At 39.1% G+C, this 21547-nt stretch carries 25 protein-coding genes and 1 pseudogene; 6 read left to right on the top strand and 20 right to left on the bottom strand.

What is annotated here, in order from left to right; translation table 11 throughout:
- Positions 1-48 precede the first annotated feature (48 nt).
- The 14 genes from glyA to GHI45_RS02130 form a co-directional block, all read right to left on the bottom strand.
- Entirely contained in the window at positions 49-1296 is a 1248-nt protein-coding gene (gene glyA / locus GHI45_RS02195; protein WP_147778868.1) for a serine hydroxymethyltransferase, read from the bottom strand.
- Between the two features lie 72 nt (positions 1297-1368).
- Positions 1369-1971, bottom strand: a complete 603-nt coding sequence (locus GHI45_RS02190) for an L-threonylcarbamoyladenylate synthase (protein ID WP_370450729.1) — start codon at positions 1969-1971, stop codon at positions 1369-1371.
- 338 nt (positions 1972-2309) lie between these two features.
- Positions 2310-2642: a hypothetical protein gene (locus GHI45_RS02185; RefSeq protein ID WP_147778866.1), complete on the bottom strand. Its 333-nt coding sequence runs from the start codon at positions 2640-2642 to the stop codon at positions 2310-2312.
- Entirely contained in the window at positions 2639-3115 is a 477-nt protein-coding gene (locus GHI45_RS02180) for an N-acetyltransferase (protein WP_147778865.1), read from the bottom strand. Before GHI45_RS02180 ends, GHI45_RS02185 begins: the two co-directional genes overlap by 4 nt.
- Positions 3112-3951 (bottom strand): peptide chain release factor N(5)-glutamine methyltransferase, encoded by an 840-nt coding sequence (prmC, locus tag GHI45_RS02175; RefSeq protein ID WP_147778864.1) that lies wholly within the window; start codon positions 3949-3951, stop codon positions 3112-3114. The genes GHI45_RS02180 and prmC overlap by 4 nt, the downstream gene beginning before the upstream one ends.
- Positions 3929-4213 carry a hypothetical protein gene (locus GHI45_RS02170; protein ID WP_147778863.1) on the bottom strand — a complete coding sequence of 95 codons (285 nt, stop codon included), beginning with the start codon at positions 4211-4213 and terminating at the stop codon, positions 3929-3931. The genes prmC and GHI45_RS02170 overlap by 23 nt, the downstream gene beginning before the upstream one ends.
- 14 nt (positions 4214-4227) lie before the next feature.
- Positions 4228-4767 (bottom strand): hypothetical protein, encoded by a 540-nt coding sequence (locus GHI45_RS02165; protein WP_147778862.1) that lies wholly within the window; start codon positions 4765-4767, stop codon positions 4228-4230.
- 53 nt (positions 4768-4820) lie between these two features.
- Positions 4821-5894, bottom strand: a complete 1074-nt coding sequence (prfA, locus tag GHI45_RS02160; RefSeq protein ID WP_147778861.1) for a peptide chain release factor 1 — start codon at positions 5892-5894, stop codon at positions 4821-4823.
- Between the two features lie 23 nt (positions 5895-5917).
- On the bottom strand, positions 5918-6439 hold the full coding sequence (locus GHI45_RS02155) for a GrpB family protein (protein ID WP_147778860.1): 522 nt from the start codon (positions 6437-6439) through the stop codon (positions 5918-5920).
- Between the two features lie 18 nt (positions 6440-6457).
- On the bottom strand, positions 6458-6919 hold the full coding sequence (locus GHI45_RS02150) for a hypothetical protein (RefSeq protein WP_147778859.1): 462 nt from the start codon (positions 6917-6919) through the stop codon (positions 6458-6460).
- A gap of 89 nt (positions 6920-7008) precedes the next feature.
- A complete protein-coding gene (locus GHI45_RS02145) occupies positions 7009-7578 on the bottom strand; it encodes a thymidine kinase (RefSeq protein WP_147778858.1) in 570 nt (189 codons plus the stop codon).
- A 289-nt stretch (positions 7579-7867) separates the two neighbouring features.
- A complete protein-coding gene (locus GHI45_RS02140) occupies positions 7868-8425 on the bottom strand; it encodes a GNAT family N-acetyltransferase (RefSeq protein WP_147778857.1) in 558 nt (185 codons plus the stop codon).
- Positions 8426-8860: 435 nt separating this feature from the next.
- Positions 8861-10495 (bottom strand): LCP family protein, encoded by a 1635-nt coding sequence (locus GHI45_RS02135; protein ID WP_228385994.1) that lies wholly within the window; start codon positions 10493-10495, stop codon positions 8861-8863.
- A gap of 152 nt (positions 10496-10647) precedes the next feature.
- Positions 10648-10827 (bottom strand): CsbD family protein, encoded by a 180-nt coding sequence (locus tag GHI45_RS02130; RefSeq protein ID WP_147778856.1) that lies wholly within the window; start codon positions 10825-10827, stop codon positions 10648-10650.
- Positions 10828-11069: 242 nt separating this feature from the next.
- Here GHI45_RS02130 and GHI45_RS02125 point away from each other — a divergent pair, with 242 nt between their 5' ends.
- The 4 genes from GHI45_RS02125 to yidC all read left to right on the top strand — a co-directional run bounded on the left by GHI45_RS02125 (position 11070) and on the right by yidC (position 13834).
- Positions 11070-11255: a 2-hydroxymuconate tautomerase gene (locus tag GHI45_RS02125; RefSeq protein WP_187230037.1), complete on the top strand. Its 186-nt coding sequence runs from the start codon at positions 11070-11072 to the stop codon at positions 11253-11255.
- 121 nt (positions 11256-11376) lie between these two features.
- Entirely contained in the window at positions 11377-11733 is a 357-nt protein-coding gene (locus GHI45_RS02120; protein ID WP_147778854.1) for an iron-sulfur cluster biosynthesis family protein, read from the top strand.
- 166 nt (positions 11734-11899) lie between these two features.
- Positions 11900-12727, top strand: a complete 828-nt coding sequence (locus tag GHI45_RS02115) for an HAD-IIB family hydrolase (RefSeq protein ID WP_147778853.1) — start codon at positions 11900-11902, stop codon at positions 12725-12727.
- Positions 12728-12865: 138 nt separating this feature from the next.
- Entirely contained in the window at positions 12866-13834 is a 969-nt protein-coding gene (gene yidC, locus GHI45_RS02110) for a membrane protein insertase YidC (protein ID WP_147778852.1), read from the top strand.
- A 73-nt stretch (positions 13835-13907) separates the two neighbouring features.
- Here yidC and fabI read toward each other — a convergent pair whose 3' ends face one another.
- Positions 13908-14660, bottom strand: coding sequence for an enoyl-ACP reductase FabI (fabI, locus tag GHI45_RS02105; RefSeq protein ID WP_147778851.1), 753 nt, complete (start codon positions 14658-14660; stop codon positions 13908-13910).
- 247 nt (positions 14661-14907) lie between these two features.
- Between fabI and fabZ the strand changes: the two genes are divergently transcribed.
- Positions 14908-15357 (top strand): 3-hydroxyacyl-ACP dehydratase FabZ, encoded by a 450-nt coding sequence (gene fabZ / locus GHI45_RS02100; RefSeq protein WP_147778850.1) that lies wholly within the window; start codon positions 14908-14910, stop codon positions 15355-15357.
- A 34-nt stretch (positions 15358-15391) separates the two neighbouring features.
- Here the strand turns inward: fabZ and GHI45_RS11490 are convergent, their stop codons facing one another.
- The 5 genes and pseudogenes from GHI45_RS11490 to GHI45_RS02080 form a co-directional block, all read right to left on the bottom strand.
- Positions 15392-15754 carry a gamma-glutamyl-gamma-aminobutyrate hydrolase family protein gene (locus GHI45_RS11490; RefSeq protein WP_255471387.1) on the bottom strand — a complete coding sequence of 121 codons (363 nt, stop codon included), beginning with the start codon at positions 15752-15754 and terminating at the stop codon, positions 15392-15394.
- Positions 15693-16127, bottom strand: a complete 435-nt coding sequence (locus GHI45_RS11485; protein ID WP_255471386.1) for a gamma-glutamyl-gamma-aminobutyrate hydrolase family protein — start codon at positions 16125-16127, stop codon at positions 15693-15695. The genes GHI45_RS11490 and GHI45_RS11485 overlap by 62 nt, the downstream gene beginning before the upstream one ends.
- 73 nt (positions 16128-16200) lie before the next feature.
- Positions 16201-16455 carry a metal-sensitive transcriptional regulator gene (locus tag GHI45_RS02090; protein ID WP_147778849.1) on the bottom strand — a complete coding sequence of 85 codons (255 nt, stop codon included), beginning with the start codon at positions 16453-16455 and terminating at the stop codon, positions 16201-16203.
- 46 nt (positions 16456-16501) lie between these two features.
- Positions 16502-18967 (bottom strand): annotated as a pseudogene (locus GHI45_RS02085) (FAD-dependent oxidoreductase).
- A 215-nt stretch (positions 18968-19182) separates the two neighbouring features.
- Positions 19183-20982, bottom strand: a complete 1800-nt coding sequence (locus tag GHI45_RS02080; protein WP_147778848.1) for a MucBP domain-containing protein — start codon at positions 20980-20982, stop codon at positions 19183-19185.
- A 276-nt stretch (positions 20983-21258) separates the two neighbouring features.
- On the opposite strand from GHI45_RS02080, the gene GHI45_RS02075 reads away from it, so the two are divergent.
- Positions 21259-21459: a Sec23/Sec24 zinc finger-containing protein gene (locus tag GHI45_RS02075; protein ID WP_147778847.1), complete on the top strand. Its 201-nt coding sequence runs from the start codon at positions 21259-21261 to the stop codon at positions 21457-21459.
- Positions 21460-21547 lie beyond the last annotated feature (88 nt).

Genomic DNA, 21547 nt, shown 5'->3' with positions numbered 1-21547 from the left:
AGTCGAGATTTATGCTATCAACTTGATTTCATTTTTATAGTCTTAATTTTAATACAAAGGGAAGCGTTTTGTCAAGTCAAGTACAGCTTGACGTACTTCATCCAATGCCTTTTGGTCATCGTGATTTTTTAATGCTTTCGTAACTAAATGGGCAACTTGACGGGCTTCATCTTCTTTGAAGCCACGAGAAGTCATGGCAGCGGCACCAATTCGAACACCTGATGTTTTGAATGGTGATAAAGTTTCATTTGGAATGGCTTCTTTATTCAAGGTGATATAAACGCCATCAAGTAAATCTTGTGCTTCTTTTCCGTTAATGCCAAGTGACAAAACTTCCATGTTTAACAAATGATTGTCTGTGCCGCCAGTGATAACGTGCAATCCTTCTTTGGTAAATTCGTCAGACATGACAGCCGTGTTTTTCACGACTTGTTCAATATAATCTTTAAATTCAGGTGCCAATGCTTCTTTAAATGCGACAGCTTTACCAGCAATCACATGCATCAAAGGCCCACCTTGTGAACCAGGGAAAATCGCTGAATTGATTTTCTTTGCCAATGCTTCATCATTGGTCAAAATCATTCCTCCACGAGGACCACGCAAAGTTTTGTGCGTTGTCGTCGTTACAAGATCAGCGTAAGGCATTGGACTTGGATGTGCACCAACAGCGACAAGCCCTGCAATGTGTGCCATGTCAACCATCAATTTACTGCCTACAGCATCCGCAATTTCACGGAATTTCGCAAAATCAATCACGCGTGAATATGCTGAAGCACCAGCCACAATCAATTTAGGGTGTACTTCTTTTGCCTGAGCCATAATTGCATCATAGTCAAGCATTTCAGTTTCAGGATTAACGCCATAAGGCACAAAATGATAAGTCTTACCTGAGAAATTAACGCTTGAGCCGTGTGTCAAATGACCACCAGCATTCAAGTCCATTCCCATGACGGTATCGCCAGGTTCAATTAATGCCATATAAGCAGCAGCATTGGCTTGTGAACCTGAGTGAGGTTGAACATTCGCAAATTTAGCGTCAAAAAGTTCTTTCGCACGTTCAATCGCCAAGTTTTCAACCTTATCAACAAATTCTGTTCCGCCATAGTAGCGTTTTACAGGATAACCTTCAGCGTATTTGTTGGTCAAAACAGAGCCTTGAGCGGCTAAAACTGCTTTGGAAACAATGTTTTCAGAAGCAATCAGCTCAATATTTTTTTCTTGTCTTTCTTCTTCTTCGTGGACGGCTGTCCAAAGTTCAGGGTCAAATGCTTCAAAATTTTCTTTATCAAAAATCATGGGTCACTCCTTTTTTATTGATGCCTCTATTATATCATGTCAAGCCTAAGTTAGCACTCGGTAGAAATCAACTTATTTAATCGTTTGTAATTCAGGAATTGCGGCCAAAAGTTCTTCTCTTGTAATCGCACCCTGACGTAAAAGTTTAGGTTCTTCGGTCGTTAAATCAATAATCGTCGTATCTAATCCATAGACTGAATCATCAAAGATACTTACAGCAGCATTATCCAAAATTTCAGAGGTCAAATCACTTGAAAAACGTGGGCTTGGACTTCCTGTCAAATTTGCTGATGGGCCAACTAAGACACCAACGCCCGCAATAATTTCTTGTGTGGCATCAATTTTTGGCATCCGGAAACCAACAGTTGATTTCCCAATATGAATCCATTCAGGTACATTTTCTGACGCTTCCAAAATGATCGTCAATGGTCCAGGCAAAAATGTCTTCACCATTTTTTCAAGATATGCAGGTTGATTTTTTGAATATTTCAAAATTGTATCGAAGCTTGAAACGTTCATGTTCAAGGCTTTTTCCGTTGGACGTCCTTTAACCGCATATAATTTCTTAACAGCTGATTCATTGGTTGCGTCTGCGAAAAGTCCGTAAACTGTTTCAGTTGGCAAAATAGCGAGTTCGCCTGATTTTAATGCTTCGATTGCGTTTTGTGTTTCCACTGTAATACTACTCCCTTTTTGAGTTTTATAACTCTGTTTTTATTTCTCTTGCTTTCTGATACTGTTTAACTTCTAAAAAATATAGAAGTTGCTTCGCTGTCGATGCTCACTACACGAACAAGTTCGTTAGTCGCAATCGCAAAGTTTGCGTAAACGCAAACCACTTCTTGCGCATAAAAGATTTGTCCGTTTTATATAGTCGCTGAAAACATTTGACCGTTTTGCCTAGTCGCTAAAGCGACTGGCAAAAAGGCTGAAGCGACTGATAAAAAGGCAAGCAAGCGCAAGGCAGTATCTTTGCAGTTAATCTACTAAACGACTTAAAGGTCGTTTAGAGGTTAACTAGTATGACGTGCCGCTTTGTTGCGCGCTTTTTCATTTTCACGCTCAAGTTCCGTCTGAATTGATTTCACTTGTTTTGCTAAAGCATCACGCATCTGCAAAAGATCTTCAGGCACATGATATTTATGTCTGAAAATAATTCCTGCAATCCCTTGGTGGCTGCCTTCGAGGTCTTCAAGACGTTCTGTCCAGCGTGTTACTTCCTTGCTGACAAAGTCAAATTTCTCATTGGCAGATTCCAATTTTCCTGCAGAAAGATCAGATTTGGTATCTAAAAGTTCTCGTGTCAAGATGTCTTGCATCGTTTTAAAATCATTTTCTAGGCTCATTTTATTCCTTTTCCATGGTCTTTAACTGTTCTTCTTAGATAAATCTTATCTACTAATTGTACTCCATTTTCAAAAAGAGGTCTTGGATAATGCTCAAGAAAAAAGTTTTTTTCTCGTTTAAAAACTTCAAAACCATTTTTCTCATAAAAGTCAACATTTCCTGAAACGTCGTCAGTCCCAAGCACGATTTCATTTTCAGCATACATCTGACAAACCGCTTGGAGCAACTGACTTCCCAAGCCTTGCTTTTGATAAGCTGTCAGCACTGACAAGTTCTCGATTTCAATCCGTTCTTTCTGTTGACTTACTACCAAAATTGCCCTTATCTCTTCTTTTTCAAAAAGGCCATAGCAGATTCCATTTTCTAAGTATTTTCTTATCATTTGCTCATCTTCGTCACCAATGAGGAGCAAAGGAAGCAACTGATTTTTATTCTCAAAAATTGCTTTGATCTGAAATGCTTCATTTTTCATCTGACACTTACCATACGGTCTTTGCCAAAAAAGTCCTGATGAAGCATCACTTCTTTATCTGGAAAAGCGTGTTCAAATAAACTTTTGACTGCTTGCCCTTGCTTGTAGCCAATCTCCAAATAAATTTGTCCATTTTCCGTCAGTGCTTGCGGTGCTTCCTTGGCAAGCCGTTCGTAGATAGCAAGGCCTCGGTTTTCCGCAAATAATGCCGACTTCGGCTCATAAGTCATGACTGACACATCAACTTCGTCTTGATCAGCCCAATCAATATAAGGTGGATTGGAGACAATCAGATCAAATTTTCGTCCTGTCAGTGCTGACAAAACGTCTGAAAGAATGCACTCAATCTTAACCTGATTGGCTTTGGCATTTTCACTTGCCACAGCTAAGGCAGCCTCGGATAAATCAGAAGCCGTAACGCTCCAATTTGGCCTTGTGTGTGCTAAACTAATCGCAATCGCACCAGAACCTGTACCAACATCTAAAATATTAAGTTTTTCTGCACTTGTATTTTCTAAAATCAAGCACACCAATTCTTCTGTTTCTTGTCTTGGAATCAAGACATTTTCGTTAACCTTGAATTTCAAGTCACAGAATTCAGCCCAACCGACCAGATATTGCGGTGGCACATGCTGTTTAAGCTGTTCACAAATCGCCGTAAGCTCTGACAAATCCTCAGCTGAGATTTCTTCACGCATCAGATTTAACCAGTCTAATTTTGACAAGTTACGTGTGTTTCGCCAGACAAATTCTAACTCAAACGGTTCTGTCAGCTCTGACGACAACTGTTTGACTACGGTAATCCATAATTCCTTACTCACTTTTGCCCCTCTCATGACTCTTCCATGCTTTTTCTCTTGATTTCCAGTAGGCTTCATCAAGACTTGGCTGATACGGACGCCCCTGCATTTTGACTCGATCTTTGATTTCGATGAGTTCTTCTTGAAGCTCATCAGTCAAGTCCATTTGCAAAAAAGCAAGCCATTCCTCTTTGGATAGCTTGTATCTTTTGCGATATATTTTTTCAATTTGAAGCGAATCAGAACCATTGATTACCAATTCATTTTGCAACCCACCAATCCAATGCAAAATCCACATGCTTTCTCCTCAGCCTACTCCTCTTTACGACCATATTTTTCAAGATACTGGTCAAATTGATCGAGTAACTCATCTTTTTTCGTCGTCAGTAAGGCACTTCTCATGGTAAAGAGAACCTTTGACTCATGATCCCTTATCCGAAAATACTCTTGAAACTGCTCTGGCCGATCTGTCATGAAATAGTGATACAGCTTTCCTTTGTTTGGATCAACGCCCATCCCATAAAAATCAAACAAATCGATTTTTCCGATTTCTTGCCAATAAATCTTCTGCTCTCCGCTCGTTCCGGGATAAAAGCTAATGCCATCAGTGTCATATTTCAGTAAATATTTTGACTTATGCAAAAGCCCTGACACAAGCAGGTAAAGACCAATACCAGTCCAAAAGAGATACAAAACAGTATCTGGCACATTACTCGTGCCTGAAAAAAAACCGTTAGGAAATAAAAGCCAGGTTAGCGCAGTTAGAAAAAACAAAATAAGTCCCGACCAAAAACTAGGTTTCCAGCTATATTTTATCTGAACCGTCTCGTCATTCCAGTATGTTTCAGTCATCTCTCCCCAAATCCTTGACTTTCCTGTCAAATACTCCTTTTGACATTACCGACTTATTGACCCAATGCTTCTAATTTTTTCGTTTGGTCATAAATAATCAAACTGTCAATAATTTCATCCATTTCTCCAGAAATAATGCGGTCTAATTTTTGAATGGTCAAACCAATGCGATGGTCAGTAACCCGATTTTGCGGGAAATTATAAGTCCGAATACGTTCTGATCGATCACCCGTTCCCACCGTTGATTTACGTTCTGTATTTTGTTTATCCAATTCGATTTGTTGATAATGGTCAAAAACCTTGGTATTCAACAATTTAATGGCTTTGTCACGGTTTTTTTGTTGGGTTCTTTCTTCTTGCATTTCCACTTTTATTCCCGTAGGCAAATGGACCATGCGGACCGCAGTAGCAACCTTATTGACATTTTGTCCACCGGCACCAGACGCATGATAAATGTCCGTCCGGATTTCATTGGGATCAATCTGATAATCAAATTCTTCTACTTCTGGCATCACTAAAACAGTGGCGGTTGAGGTATGGACACGCCCTTGCGTTTCCGTTACTGGAACACGTTGAACACGATGCGCACCTGATTCATATTTTAATTTAGAATAAACACTACTTCCAGAAATCAAAGCGGAAACTTCTTTGAAGCCTCCGATTGAGGTCTGATTGGCTTCCATCACTTCAAATTTCCAGCCCTGACTTTCAGAATAATGCTGGTACATGTTGAGCAAATCTGCTGCAAACAAGGCTGCTTCATCACCGCCTGCGGCACCACGAACTTCCAAAATGATATTTTTACCGTCATTTGGATCTTTTGGTAAAAGCAAAATCTTCATCTGCTCCTCCAAAATTGGCTTTTGAGCTTTCCCTTGTGCAAGTTCTTCTTTGAAAAGCTCTTTCATTTCATCATCAAGTCCACCTTCGTTGAGCATTTCTTCGCTCTCAGAAATTTGTTCAAGTACTTTTTTATATTCTTGATAAGTTGCGACTGTATCACGTAAATTGGCTTCCTCGCGTGACAATTCCATGAAGCGTTTGGTATTTGCAACAACTTCTGGGTCACTGAGCAATTCGCCCAATTCTTCGTAACGGCCGATCATTGATTCTAATTGGTCAAACATTTATTTCTTTTCTCTCTTTGCTTTTAAAATAATTTTTTCAATAAACTCACTTTTAGCACGCGTATAGGAGGAATAGCACGCGTATAGGAGGAACGATTATCAGGATAACGATACAATAATTCTTTTTTTAATTCCTCATATGTTTTTCTTTCTTGCTCATGCGCATTTAGAAAATCTCTAAACATGATGCTACCCATGAAATTTTCATTATCCGGGAGATAAATTCCGATATGATGCGTTGAAATTGTTCCATGCTCTCTTTTGACAAAAAGCATTTTTCCAATATTCATAGGATCTCCACAGTTTTCATAACCTGCTTTTTCTAGTTTTACCACGTCTGAGTTATCAAGACTTCTGACAACGACAGCAATATCTATAATTGGTTTTGCTACAATTCCCTGAATTGAAGTACTTCCGACATGTTCAATTTGAAGAATTTTCTGTCCCAAAATTTTTTTTAGTATTTTTTCAGTCCTTAAAAATTCAAAATACCAATCTCTATCATGCTCAACTAGATTGACATGATTACGCTCGACACCTAGCATTCAATCCACCTCGGCATCTTATTTTTTAGTTTTTGGATCAATATGAACCTTCAAAAAGCCTTGGAAAGCTGACCAATGGCTTTGATCATCTAACCATTCTTTCTTCAAAATCATGGCTTCGTTTTTACTCATGTACAAATAAACAGCGTCATCAAAATAGGTCACCTTAAAAATTGGTTGTGCCAAGCTCATGCCTTCATAAAAATCAAAGACCTGCTCTTTTTGAAGTTCAGCATTTTGCTCATAAAGTCTTTTGTAACGTTTCGGAGCAAAAATCAGGTAATTCAAGATGAAAATAATGAGCGCAAAGCCAATAAATACGACAGATTGCAAGACTGGTGTTTTTAAGAAAGCATAAATCACAATAATAATCACAATCAAAAGGGCATCAAAAATAAATTGACGCTTATTGGTCAACCGACGAATCATTTTCAAATAATCATCAAAAGTTACGCGACCTCTAAATCTAAAATTTAACATCTTTTCTCCTTCAACTTGATACAATCAGAAAGAATTTATTCTCTCTCCATTTTTTATGAAACACAAATGCCACTGAAACAAAATCTTATTTACATTTCAGGGTTAAAATAATGCTTCCGGCACACTGGAATATAGGTTTCATTTCCACCGATTTGCAACTGTTGCCCCTCATAAACAGGATGTCCGTCAATGGTACGAATAACCATCGTCGCCTTTTTACTGCAATACCAGCAAATGGTTTTGATTTCTTCAATCTTGTCGGCTAACAAAAGCAAATATTCTGAGCCTTCGAATAACTCATTTCTAAAATCATTTTTAAGTCCAAAAGCCATGACTGGAACGTTCAAAAGATCCACCACGCGTGCAAAATCATAAACATTTTTCTTGGTCAAAAATTGTGCTTCATCAATCAAGACACAAAATGGTTTTTCAGGTAAATTTTCAACATAGGTAAAAACATCCATCTCATCATCAATCGCGATTGCTTTTTCTGCAATCCCAATCCGACTCGCCACAGTTCCAATGCCTGAGCGCGTATCTAAACTTGAAGTCATCAAAAGGACAGGTTTGCCTTGTTCTTCATAATTATGCGCCACTTTCAAAATCTCAATTGATTTTCCTGAGTTCATGGTTCCATATTTGAAATATAACTGTGCCATTTTTTCTCTCTCTTTATTATCCCAATAAAAATATTTTTGCGTCTTTTAAGACAAAAGCCCCTTAAAGCTCCTGCGCCTTTAGTAAATCATTTACTTTCTTATTTTTCTGCATGCCTCTAAAAAGAAAGCCTAGCAGAAAATACATGTTCAATTATATCATATTTTTTGATGACTTTGCTTTCCATTTTTTCAAATCTTATCCACCCAATTTAAGCCTTTCAGCGCTATCTTTGTAACTTGCAAGCTCTAAAAAACAAAAAAAGACCGTTCAGTCTTTATTTTTATACTGTTACCAGCATTTTTCAATTTTGTTCATTGTTTGAGGGTCAAAATCCGAAAAGACCTCGAACCCTAAGCTCTGATAAAAACGTTCGCGTTCATGATGATTTGTCCAATATTTCAAGTCTCCTGTGATTGATTTAAACCGAAAATTTGCCAGACAAAAATGTTCAAATTGTTGGTAAAGACGACTTCCTATTTTTTGGTTCTGCCATTGCGGACAAACATATAAAATAAGAATTTGTATCCGTTCTTCCACCGCTTCATAAACAGCCTTTAAATAAGCAATGCGGACAGCATTTTGACCATCCAAGATAAAAACTTCGCAATCAATTAAGCACTCAGCTTCTGGCCCCTCATGCTGATGAAAAAGGAGGTCAAAACTTTGAAAATCCTGTGTTTTTTGATTTATTTTACCGATTTTATAAGTCGTAAATTCTGCCTTGGTCATCTGCTGTCTTTTGAAGGCAACTGGCACTTTTCTTTTAAACATGTCTTCGTCAATCGGAAGCCCCATCTGTATCCTCAACTCATTAAATTCGATTTGCCTTTGAGTCAATTCAAGCATTTTATCAATTCCTGTCTGATTTCATATTACGTCTTCTTTTAAGCAGTCAGCAAAAAAGAACACATTGTTCTGATTATACTATAGGCCGATGAGGAAGTGAAATGAATTGACAAACTTAGCTAAGGGCACCTGAAAAATAGAGGAAAAATAAGCCGATGATGACTAAAATCAAACCATAAAAAAGCTGCCAAAACATACTGCGGTCATTAAAAAACCATCTCAAGAAAAAACATTTTTTTCCGACTAAAAAAATGAACATGCCTACAAAAAATATGAGTATTCCAATAATAAGGAGTGGGTTTGTTGTGATTTGACTTTCCGTCATCGTGTTATTGCCCCTTTCTTTCTTCTTTATTATCTCGCAATTTCATCTGGATTTTTCTTACATTTTTGAAAGTTTTTCAAACAAAAAAAGACCGCTATGGTCTTTTTTAATTATTGCCCAGGATATTTGCTGTCGTTGGGGTAAAGTTTTCCGTCCATCGCATAGACATAATAGCCATTTTTGTATAGCACAGTATAGCCTTTCGGAGATTTATAAACGCCTGTTGTTCCGGTTGTTGTCAAGCCTTGAGGAAGGCCAGTTGACAGACTTGAACCTGTCGTGTTCGATGCTGCATTTGCTGTTGTAGTCGTACTTGAACTGCTTGTTGTAGAACCTGAAAGTCCCGTACTATTGACTACGGATGATGTTCCTGTACTGCTAGAAGCTGCACTTGCTGAAACAGCGGAACCCGTTGTTGAAACAAACTGACTGGCATTTGAACTCGTGATTGAAACCAGTTGTCCAGTCGTGTCAAGTCCGTAAACAACAGGACTCTTACCTGAAACAGTTACTGTTGCAGATGGCATATAGTATTGATTTGCTTTCTTTCCAAAATAGCTTTCATAAGTAATCATGTCACTATTTAAAGTCGTTTCAGTCGCATCGCCTGCTGCCAATTTCATGGCATTTTGAACAGCTAAATCTACATTTTCAGGAATAAACTGATAACTTTCGCCTTCTGCCGTTGCTCCTACGCCTTGATACTGAATGGATACAATCTTCTTGAAACAATTTCGATAAGCCAAGAGAGCTTGCAGATTGCTCAAGTTGGATGAAATATTTGTCTTAAAATCTGATGAAATATCGTTTAAGAATTTTTGATATTTGAGTGCATTGTTTATGCTGAGCATTTTCTTGACCAGTTGAGTCATGACTTCACGTTGGTGAGCTGCACGACCGTAATCGCCGTTGGCCAGTGTATCTCGGTCACGGGCAAAGACAAGGGCTTGATTTCCGTTGACCAACTGTTCTGGATTGCCTTTGATATATGGGACATATGCCGTATATGCAGGCTCTGTGTTAGAGATATAAATGGCGCCGCTCTTGACGATTTGATGCGTAACTGGCAGTGTAATGTTGCCAGAAACTGTATTTTGGTAAACGTCTTGTCCATTGGTATCATTGACAACTTCAACACCGCCGACATCATTGACCAGATTGATTAAGCCATCCATATTGACCGTAACGAAGTTAGACAGTGGAATACCTGCTTGATTGCCAATCGTTTTCATGGCGTATTGAACAGCTGTGGTCAGTCCACCTGCATTATATCCTGCAGGATATGCTGCATTCATTTTTTGGGTGGATTTAATTGTGCCAGAAGCATCTTCAATGTTGGTCATCGTGTCGCGTTCCATGGAAACAATGGTAGTCGTGTCCGTTTTTGGATTGAGCGTCATGATGATTTGAGAATCAGAGTTGCCATCCCATGAGCCTGCGCCACCACGTGTTGTGTCGCCTGTATCGACACCCATCAGTAAAATGGTCAATGGCTTTGTTGCCTGAATAACTTGCGGACTTGAGCCACTCGTTCCTGTGTTCACATATGTTTTACTCAGACTTTTTTGTACATTACCATAAGCATAGACCAGAAAGCCACCTGCACTCACAAGAACAAGCGCAAAGACAATCATCAGATTTCTCAAAAGGTGATGCTTCTTTTTTATTTTTTGTCTTGGCTGAGCTTTCGCAACGTGGTGCCGGTTAGCACGCGCATAGTGTGGTTGATTTTCATTATTTTCCATTTTATTCCTATTTTCCAATACTAGTGATAAGAATAATTATGATGTCATTAGCTAAACTGCGGCTTAAATAGATTACAAAAATTAGAGTTTATCAGACAAAAAAATCGCTCGGTTGAATGATGGATTCAGGGGAGCGATTTTTGTTTTATTCATTATAATTTTTCTTTGATATCGTCTTTGATTTTTTCTACAGTTTCTTTGACTTTACCAATTCCTTTTTCTACTTTACCTTCGGTTTCGACCTTTTTATTGCCCACGACTTTACCATACGTTTCCTTCGCAGTCCCTTTTACTTGGTCCACTTTGGCATCAATTTTATGTTCGACAGTCATTGTACCTCCATATTTGATTCGTTTGTAATGATTTTAAATTTGCTGTGGCATCTTCTTTTCTCTATCTGACTTCGTCAAGCCAATAGATGAAAGAAATTAAAAAGCTCCTTTCGTTTGCCTAAGAATATTCTTGTATCATTATTTTAACACTTAGATTAGAGAAAATCTAGACCTTGGCTTACTTTTTTGCATGAATGTGTGACAATCGTGGTAAAATAGAGAAAAAGAAAGAGAGAAAGATTATGCCCTTTGTCCATATTGAACTCGTTGAAGGTCGCACACGCGAACAAAAAGCAGCCATGGCTGCCGAAATTACAGAGACCATCGCTAAACATGCAGGTGCTCCAAAATCTGCTATCAATATCATTTTTACAGACTTGCCAGAAGGAAGCCTCTACCAAGCCGGTCAAATGCGTGAGAAAAAATAAAAGCACATCATTGATGTGCTTTTTTCTGTCAGTGCTGACAGAATTTTATAAGGCTTTCGACTGTCAAATTTCCTAAGAATAAGTTAAAATGAAAGAAGATAAGAAAGAGGGGATATGACTCATGAACATCACTTTCGATGACTTTGTACAAAATAAAATTGCTGCTCTCAAACTGACAGCGCCAGCGCTCTTGGCTTTGGATTATGATGACAGTTTGACACCACATGGTGAAGCTGATTCCTGCGCGATTGTTACGCGTATTCGTATTGTCGCTCTTTCCGACAGATCAGCCTTGCCTGCTGAATTTGACGGCAGCATCCAATCAAATCTTGGAGAAATCGCTTATAAGTCTTTCGGACAAACTTTTCTTGATCCAAATATGAAAATGAGACGTGCCGAAACGGGCTATCGCATTGAAGTCATGGGCGACGGCGGTTTGCTTTCAAGCAATGCCGAAATCGTGGACTATCGTAACTAATGAAATAAAGAACTGATGGCGTCAGTTCTTTTTATTTGTCAAGCCTTATTTTTCAAGGCTCAAAAGAGCCAATAAAAATCTCATTTTTCTTAGCTTTCTTTAGGTTTTTTTTAATAATAATGATATAATGTAAGCGTTGATAGAATACATTAAGGAGAACAAATCCGTGAAAAAAATCTTAAGCTTCGACATTGACAATACGCTCAATGAACCAAAAATGCCAATCTTCCCAGAAATGGCTGAATTGCTTGCAACATTGTCTCAAAAATATACAATTGCTCCAATTTCTGGACAAAAGTATGATCAATTTTTGATTCAAATCATCAATAATTTGCCAGAAAGTGCAAATCTTGATAACTTCCACCTTTTTGTAGGTCAAGGAACCCAATATTATGCACACAAAGATGGCGAATGGAAACAAATTTTCAACTTCGCTTTGACAGATACACAAGTTGCTGAAATCTCTGCTGCCCTCAAAAAAGGTGCTGAAGAACTTGGTTACTGGGATGAAAGCGTCCTTGCTCCTGGCGATGAAATCATCGAAAACCGGGAGTCAATGATTGCTTATTCTGCGATTGGTCAAGCTGCTGGCGTTGAAGCTAAGAAAGCTTGGGATCCAGACATGACAAAACGTAATGCCATAGCCAAAATCGCTAAAGAATTGGCACCTAGCTACGATTTTGAAGTCGCTGGAACAACAACCATCAATGCATTCGTTCCTGGTCAAAACAAAGAATTCGGTATGAACCACATGATGGAACACTTGAATGTAACAAAACCTGAAATTCTCTACTTTGGCGACATGACTCAACCTGGCGGAAATGACTATCCAGTTGTTCAAATGGGCATTGAAACAATCACTGTTCGTGACTGGAAAGAAACAGCTGCTGTATTGAAAGCCATCATCGCTATGGAAGGTATCGGTTCATGTGACTGTGACGATTGTCAATGCGACGACTGCCATTGTACAAATTGCAAATGCGGTAAAGACTAAAAATATCTGACCTGTCAGCTCTGACAGGTTTTTTTTTGCTTAAATGGACAAAAATCAGACTTTTGTCCTATTGAAAAAAAGCCGAAATTTAGGTAAAATAGACCAGTATGCTTTATTTATGATAGAAAAGGAATTATTTTGAAGAAAACTAATAAAAGATTTGCACTTGCAGGTTTGTCAACAGCCGCACTGCTTCTGCTTTCAGGCTGTGTCCAAACCCATAAAGTAGATGGAATTCTCGTCCCAACAGACGCTGCCAAAAACGGCTTTACTTATACTTGGCTGGTTCGTCCAATGTCATCTTTCGTTGACCTTTTTGCCAATAACATGCATTTGGGCTATGGGCTTGCTATTATTCTTGTCACTTTGATTATCCGTTTGTTGATTTTGCCTCTTGGTTTAAATCAAGCCTACAAATCAACTTACATGCAAGAAAAGATGGCCTACCTTCAACCTGTTTTAGCACCGCTCAATGAACGCTTGAAAAATGCAACGACACCTGAAGAAAAAATGGCTGCTCAACAAGCCTTGATGCAAGCTCAAAAAGACAATGGCATCAACATGCTTAGTTCCATGGGATGTTTGCCGATGTTAATTCAATGGCCTTTCTTTATTGCCTTGTATAACGCAGCCATGTACACACCTGGTATCATGGGCTCAACCTTCATGGGCATCGACTTAGCAAAATCAAGTATCATTTTGACCATTATTTCTGGTGTGCTTTACTTCTTGCAAACTTTGATTTCAACCATTGGTATGACTGAAGAACAAAAGAAAACAAGCAAGACCATGCTCTTCATGAGTCCTGCAATGATTGTTATCTTCAGCTTTATGGTTCCTGCCGCTGCCGGACTTTACTGGGCAGCTGGTGGTTTGATCATTGTCATCCAACAAATCATCATTACATTCATCATGAAACCAAGCATGAAGAAAAAAATCGATGCTGAATTTAAAGCGAATCCTCCAAAAATAATGGACGCTCCAAAAGATGTTACACCATCTTCTGTTCAAGAAAATTTCAAAGCTATCACAAGCCAACCTAATGAAACAGAACGTAAAAACACTGGTAAACAAGGCGGACGTAACTCAGGAAAACAAAATCGTTAAACAAAAACGCTGTCAGCTCTGACAGTGTTTTTTTGTGTTGAAAATAAAAAAAAGCTGAAATCAGCTTTTTTTCTTATGTCAAATGAACCCCTTTATCCACATAAATCACATCACCAACGACGCCTGACGCGAGTGGTGAGATAAGAAAGGCAGCCATATTTCCGACTTCTTCGATGGTTACACCTTGGCCATCAATGGTACGACTATCTGATTCTTTAATCAAATCTTTGTATCCTGAAACTCCTGATACGGCAAGTGTCTTAATGGCACCAGCAGAAATGGCATTGACATGAACGCCAACTTGACCGAATTCGACAGCCATATAACGAACTGAAGCTTCGAGTGCTGCTTTAGCAATTCCCATGACATTGTAGTTAGGAATGGCACGTTCAGAACCCATATAAGTCAATGTAACAATTCCTGCCCCCTTATTGAACAAAGGTTTTGCCGCTTTTGATACTGCAAGCAATGAAAAAGCTGAAACGTCTTGCGCAAGGGCATACCCATCACGAGAAACATCAGAGATATTGCCACCCAATTCTTCTTTTTTAGAATAAGCAATCGCATGAAGCAGTCCGTCGATTTTTCCGACGCGTGTTTCAATCGTTGAAAAAGCACGGCGAATTGACTCATCAGAAGCCACATCGCATTCCACCAGCAAGTCATCTTCTTGAGCCAAACGTGCCAGTTGTTTCTCCATACGTTCATTTTGGTAAGTATAAATCAAGGTTGCTCCTTGATCTTTCATCGCTTTAGCACAGCCCCAAGCAATGGATTTGTTATTTGCCACGCCCATAATGACGATTTTTTTTCCTTCTAAAAACATAAAATAATTCCTTTTCTGATAAATAAAAAATTGACAGCGCCACATTTTATTGGTAAGATAAGATGTGAACAATGTTTGATACATAAAAATACTTTATACATCAAATTTTAAATTAAATTAAACAAAATGTCAAGGCTAAGTTTGTAAAAGTTGCTTTTCAATCGGTCAATCGTCTTTTTCAATCCAAAATCGACGAAAAATCTTCCAGAACTTGTCTTGTCCTTTGCTTCACAGAAAGTGAGAACTTATGACCAGAGTAATGAACGCTCAAGAAGTCGCAGAAATCATCCCTAATCGCTACCCAATTTTATTTATCGATTATGTTGATGAAATTTCTGAAAATAAAATTGTCGCAACAAAAAATGTAACCATCAATGAACAAGTTTTCAACGGACATTTCCCAGGAAATCCAACTTTCCCAGGTGTCTTAATTTTGGAATCCCTCGCGCAAGCAGGTTCAATTTTGATTTTGACTAAAGACGAATTCAAAGGAAAAATGGCTTATATCGGTGGGATTGACAAAGCCAAATTCCGTCAAAAAGTCACTCCTGGTGATGTCATGAAACTCGAATTTGAAATCACAAAATTCCGTGGAAAAGTCGGTGTTGCTACTGCTGCTGCACTTGTTGATGGCAAAAAAGTTGCTACCGCTGAATTTACTTTCATCGTTGACGAAGCTGCTGAACAAACAAAATAATCTAAAACTTCTGTCAGTACTGACAGAAGTTTTTTTAACATTTCTTTATAAAATTCTCAAATAGAGCCAACTGTTTTTCATCATGCTGCCACATGTTTTCTGGGTGCCATTGAACCGCTGTAAGTAAGCCATCCGTAGAAGAAATGGCCTCGATGACATCGTCATCAGCCTGTGCAAGTACTTGAAAACCTGTCGCCAGCTTTTTGATGGCCTGATGATGCCGCGAATTGACAAAGGCAGTCGCTCCAAAAATGTCTGTCAGCGCTGACGAAATCGGAAAATGAACCTCATGTGTCGGATAGCTACCAAAAGCAGCCTGTGCATGCTTGATAAGATTAGCTTTGGGATTTTCTGCTAGCAAATCTTGATAGATGTCTCCACCAAAAGCAACGTTCATCAGCTGCAAGCCTCGGCAAATCCCAAAAACCAGTCTTCTTGAGCGCAGCGGCTTTCTTGAGCAAGGCAAGTTCGTAAGTATCCCGCAAATAATTGGTCGCACCCAGATAAACTTTCGGCGTCTGACCATAAAAACGTGGATCCACATCCGGCCCGCCTGGAATAATCAAGCCGTCAAACAAAGGTAACACAGCGTCCACCATTTGCTCGACTAAGGCTGGATCTTCGGGAAATGGCAAAATAATGGGAACGCCACCCGCGTTGATGACCGCTTCTTTCAAATCTCGTGGCGCAAAAGAAGCAAAATTGAGGTTAATCACCTCAGACGGCTCCGTCAAGTTGTCTGCTGTGATTGCGATGATTGGTTTTTTCATCTTCTTTCTCCTGATTTTTCTAGATAAAATTCAGAAATTCTTTTTAAAAATAAGCCTGTCATTCCTGACAAACTTATTTTTTTCTAATCATTTTGATGGCTTGTTCGATTTTTTCTTCTTTGTCTTCCATTTCTTGATCGAGCAGGCAAGCCTTGAGATTCTCGGCAACAATCACACCAATGAGCGTATCAATGCTGGAACGAACAGCAGAAAGTTGCGTGATAACATCCACGCACTCCTTGTCATCCTCCATCATCCGTAAGACACCTTGAAGCTGACCTGTCGCACGATTGAGTCGGTTTTTCATCTTTTTATCATAATTTATCATACAATTATTATACACTTTTTATGACTTAGAATAAAGCTTCATTGGCTTATATGAAAAGTTGCATATTGGCTTGCTCGCTATCGCCGATAAATGTGGCAACTCCGCCAAACTCAACCCAGTCAAAGAGTTCCTCTTTTTCAATGCCCATCAAATCCATACTCATTGTACAAGCAACAAATTTAGCGCCTAATTGATGTGCTTGCTCAAGCATATCAGGCAAACTGTCCACATTCTTCTTCTTCATGATATCTTTAATCATAGCAGAACCCATACCGCCCATGTTCATTTGAGAAATTGGCATCTTATTGGCAGAACTTGGAAGCATCATGTCAAACAATTTGGCCATGCCTGATTTTTTGATTTTCTTTTTCTTCAGCAATGACAGCCCCCAGAAGGTACAGAAAATGGTAACTTTCTTGCCATAAGCTGCCGCACCCGAAGCGATAATCATGCTGGCTAAGGCTTTATCAAGATCGCCCGAGAAAAGCACCATGGTTGCACCGTCTTTGGTCTGTTGCATGACGCCTTCTGACATCTTTGTCAACTCTGACAAGACGGCATCTGGATTTTCTTTACCTTTGACAATCGTAGCCACTACTTTATTGCCATCGATTTTATTTTCGACCAATGTATTTCCTGTATTGGCACACCAATTTTCAATATCCGCTGAAAAGCCGAAATCGCTCGCCTGCACGTTCAAACGTTGGCCGTTTGCCATTTTATCCATATTTTCCTTGACTTTCAAGATTGGGCCAGGGCATTGCAAACCGCAAGCGTCAAGTTCAAGGGCTTCACCAACAGGAGTTGGCACTGTTTGGACATTTTGTTCAAGTTTTGGTTGCATCTTTTTGATTTGGATTTCCCGCAACTGATAATGCGCATTTTTATAAGTCTTGTAGCCACCGTCAAGATTTTTCACTTTGAAACCAGCCTGCATCAAAATCCGTGACGCATTGTAACCACGAGCGCCAACCTGACAATAAACATAGATGGTTTTATCTTTTGTCAGCTCTGACAAACGTTGACGGAGCTGGTTGAGAGGAATTTGGATACTGCCATCAATTTTTCCTGTCGCAAGTTCAAAATCTTCACGCACATCGAGAAAGACAGCATTTTGTGCTTTCAAATCTTCAACTTCTGACCATTGGAAAGTCTCTACTTTACCACGCATCATGTTATCTGCCGTATAGCCTAGCATATTGACTGGATCTTTGGCTGACGAATAAGGAGGGGCATAAGAAAGTTCAATCGCTGCCAAATCCGGTGCCTTTGCACCAAATATCATGGCCGTAGCAATCACATCAATCCGCTTTTCAACGCCCTCAGTTCCAACCGCTTGAGCACCCAAAATCTTGCCATCTTTGGCAAACAATAATTTCAATGCGATAGGTGAAGCACCTGGATAATAGCCCGCATGAGAATTGGGATGAATATGAATGACATCGTAATCTAGCCCTTGCATTTTCAACAAACGCTCGCTGTTGCCCGTTGCTGCTGCCGTCAATTCAAAAATTTTAGCAACAGAAGTTCCCTGTGTGCCAACATATTCAGCAGCCAAACCATTGATAACATCTGCGACCAAACGTCCTTGACGGTTAGCTGGCCAAGCCAGTGGAATATTAGTTGGTTGACCAGATACCGCATCTTCGACCTCTATGACATCGCCAATCGCATAAATATCAGCTTGGCTGGTTTCCATCTGACGATTGACCTTGATGGCTCCTTTAAAACCAAGTTCAATCTCGGCAGCTTTAGCCAAACGATTTTCAGGAAGCACCCCAATCGACAAAATGGTCATGTCTGTCTCAAGAAGCTGACCGTCGGTCAATTCCAGTTGACGACCGGCCTCGTGAAATGCTTTCAAACCATTGCCAAGCAAGAGTTTAACGCCATGCATATTGATTTGGGCATGCAGCATTTGTGCCAGTTCAAAATCCAGATTTGGCATGACTTGAGGCGCCATTTCCACCAACTGCACCTGAATGCCAAGCTCCACCAAGTTCTCCATCATTTCAAGACCAATGAAACCACCGCCAATGACCGTCGCTGTTTTCACATCATGTCATGCCACGTAAGCTTTCACCTTGTCCATATCCGGAATATTCCGCAGACTAAAAACATTATCGGCTTCATCAAGCCCTTCAATCGCTGGTAAAATTGCCTTTGCGCCTGTTGAAATAATCAATTTATCGTAAACTTCTTCGTAAGTTTCGCCCGTCACCTGATTTTTTACACGCACTGCATGTTGGGCAGGCATGATTTCCAACACCTCGCTCTTCACACGAATGTCAAGCCCATACTGAGCACCCATCCCCTCTGGCGTCTGCAAGAGCAAATCCTCACGATTTTTGATGACCCCACCCACATGATATGGCAAACCACAGTTGGCAAACGAAATATAAGGGCCTTTTTCAAAAAGCACAATTTCATCTTCTTCTGACAAGCGACGCAAACGTGTTGCAGCAGTCGAACCACCCGCGACGCCACCAATAATTACAATTTTTTTAGCCATTTTTTATTCCTTCTTTTTATACCCCTATGGGTATTAAACAATCATATTATAGCCCATCAAACGGATTCTGTCAAGAGTTTGATTGATTTTTCACAAACTTTTCGTTCAAACCTAAGTCCTCATTCATTTTCAATAATCCAATTATTTTTTATTCACAAAGATCTTCATTTTTCAGCCAAAAAAAGACGGGGCTTCACCCTGTCTTTTCTTTATTTTTAATTGTTATTTGACGAAGTTTTCACTTTTTTTCGATAAGCAAAGATGGAAGTCCCTAATACAATCAGCATGATTCCCATAAATAAAGGAGAAATTGAATTTTCTTCCCCCGTTACAGGGAGTTTTTGTACATTCTTATCTGTAGCCGAATTTGTCTTTTTAGCTTCCGATTTTTTACCCGAAGCATCATTATCTTGCTTTTCTTCTGGTGGATTAATTACTGCTTCATCATCTTTTGTATAGATATAGCTGATGTTTTGAGAATCTGATTTAAAGTTACCAGACGCTTCTCCTTCAATGGATTTGAAGCTATAGCCTAAAATTTCTTTTTGTTCAGTCTCAAAACGTTCGCCTACTTCACCAGTCAAAGTCACTGTATCAGCAATTTCCAATCCATCTTCATCCAGATAGTGAACATTCACACTGCCATTTTCAGTTTTTTGCCATTTGGCATAGAGTGTTTTATCACCACTATCCGTTTTTGAAATGGCTTGAATAGGTTGATTTTCTGAATCATACCAACCAAGGAAATCATATCCTGCTTTCGTTGGATCTTTGATTTCTACTACCCCAACACCATATTTATAAGTGGTAGGATTATCTGTATGATTGACGCCACCGTCAAGTTCGTAGTCAACTGAATAATTTAAATGGCTCTCATCAAGGGTAAGAACAGCAGATTCTGTATAAAATGGTTCTGAATCTGTCGCTCCATTTGGAGTGATTTTCAAACGATAAAGATTGCCATGCTCTTGCAAGGTGGGCTCAAATGAGAGTGTGCTTTCAAGTTCTTTTTCACCGTTTGAGTTCAATGCTGACTCTTCTATATCAGTGTAAGTAACTCCGTCATCTGTACTCACTTGCCAAACCGTATCTGCGCTAATCATGGCAGGCGCATCAAGCGTTACCGTTGAAGAAAATTGAGCTGTATCACCTAAAGTAAGGCCAGTTTGTGGTTCTGGATTAGACCCTGAAATCGTGCCATCAAAGTCATAGGTCACACTTGAAAGAACTCCAATTCCCCAGTTATGCCAGTATCCTGACTCAGAGTAAAGGCGTTCTTGGAAGATATTAAATTTTGCTGTACTCGTTTCATTATCAGACATTTTTTCTACATCATCAAAGAAAATAACAGGCCTGCTTTCTTCCAATGTTGGATCATTTCGTAGCTCCGAAAGCGGTAAAAATCCTGTCGAATCACCTGTCATATACAATTTAATTCCTGATGTTCCATTCAGTGCAGTTGTTGTATCAATGACGTTAGCATTGACATCATGCATTGGATTTGGCATACGCCATGCCATGATTGATTCATCCCAAACATAGTTATCTTGTGCAACCGTTGGCCCGCCCCAACTGGTAATGTAAAAATTAGGATTGACGATAAATGGCGTCACGTTCGTCATCCTGAAATATGGATTCACTTTTTTGGTCAAATTTACGGTAGCGTTATAAATGTCACCATTGATCGTCGTTGTTCCCGGTGTGGGAACCGTAAAGGTCATGCTAAATAAAGTGTTTGTTGCTAGAGGATTGATAACAATTTTTTTCTCAAAAACTAAATCTTTATTGGCAATTGTAACATTTTTCAAGTCACGTTTTGTTGACACTGTCTGATTGTCAGACCAATATTCAATTAGTGCGTCTGTGGATTGATTACTACCAGATACCACCCCCGTATTTACAGAAGCTTTATTCTCGTTTTCTGACTGACTGATTGAATCGGCATAAGCAACGATTGGCAAGGCTTGTGAGCATAATAGAATGCCTAATGCGATGAGTGATGTACTTTTTTTCAATTTTTATATCCTTTCAAAACTAGATTTTATTTGATAATTAAATAATAGCATAATTTCATTTTGATTGCAATTAAGTTACTGTATATTGATTTTAAGTTACATTTAGGCTTTTGATTTGTCATTTTATTGATTTGATTTTTATTTAAGTTGAATATTTAGAATTTTTAATTTAAAAATTCTAATATTTTTGTTATAATACATATATCTTTTATAAATACGTTTTCGTCAGCTCTGACAGACAGACGCTGCTCAACCTTAACATTGGAGGAAATAAAAATGGCAATTTCAGACTTTATCGGTGGCATTGATCCACTTGAAGAAAACACTTTGGAATATGATTTCTACTGTGACTCATGTCAGTCACACCTTAACCCGCAGGACAAATTTGATCACAGCGCTTCTTCTTGGAAATGTACTTCTTGTGGCAAAGAAAACAATCTGCTCCAAAAAATTGAAAAAGAGTTAAAAAAACTTTAACAGTACAAGAGCAAGAAAATGCTCTTTTTTACCAAGCTCTTCTTGCTTTTTTAAACGCAAAAAAACCTGTCAGCACTGACAGGTTTTT

Source organism: Lactococcus sp. dk101, from assembly GCF_009601055.1.
GTDB lineage: Bacteria > Bacillota > Bacilli > Lactobacillales > Streptococcaceae > Lactococcus.
The sequence above is the reverse complement of the archived record's forward strand: the minus strand, read 5'-3'. Positions and strand labels throughout refer to the sequence as shown.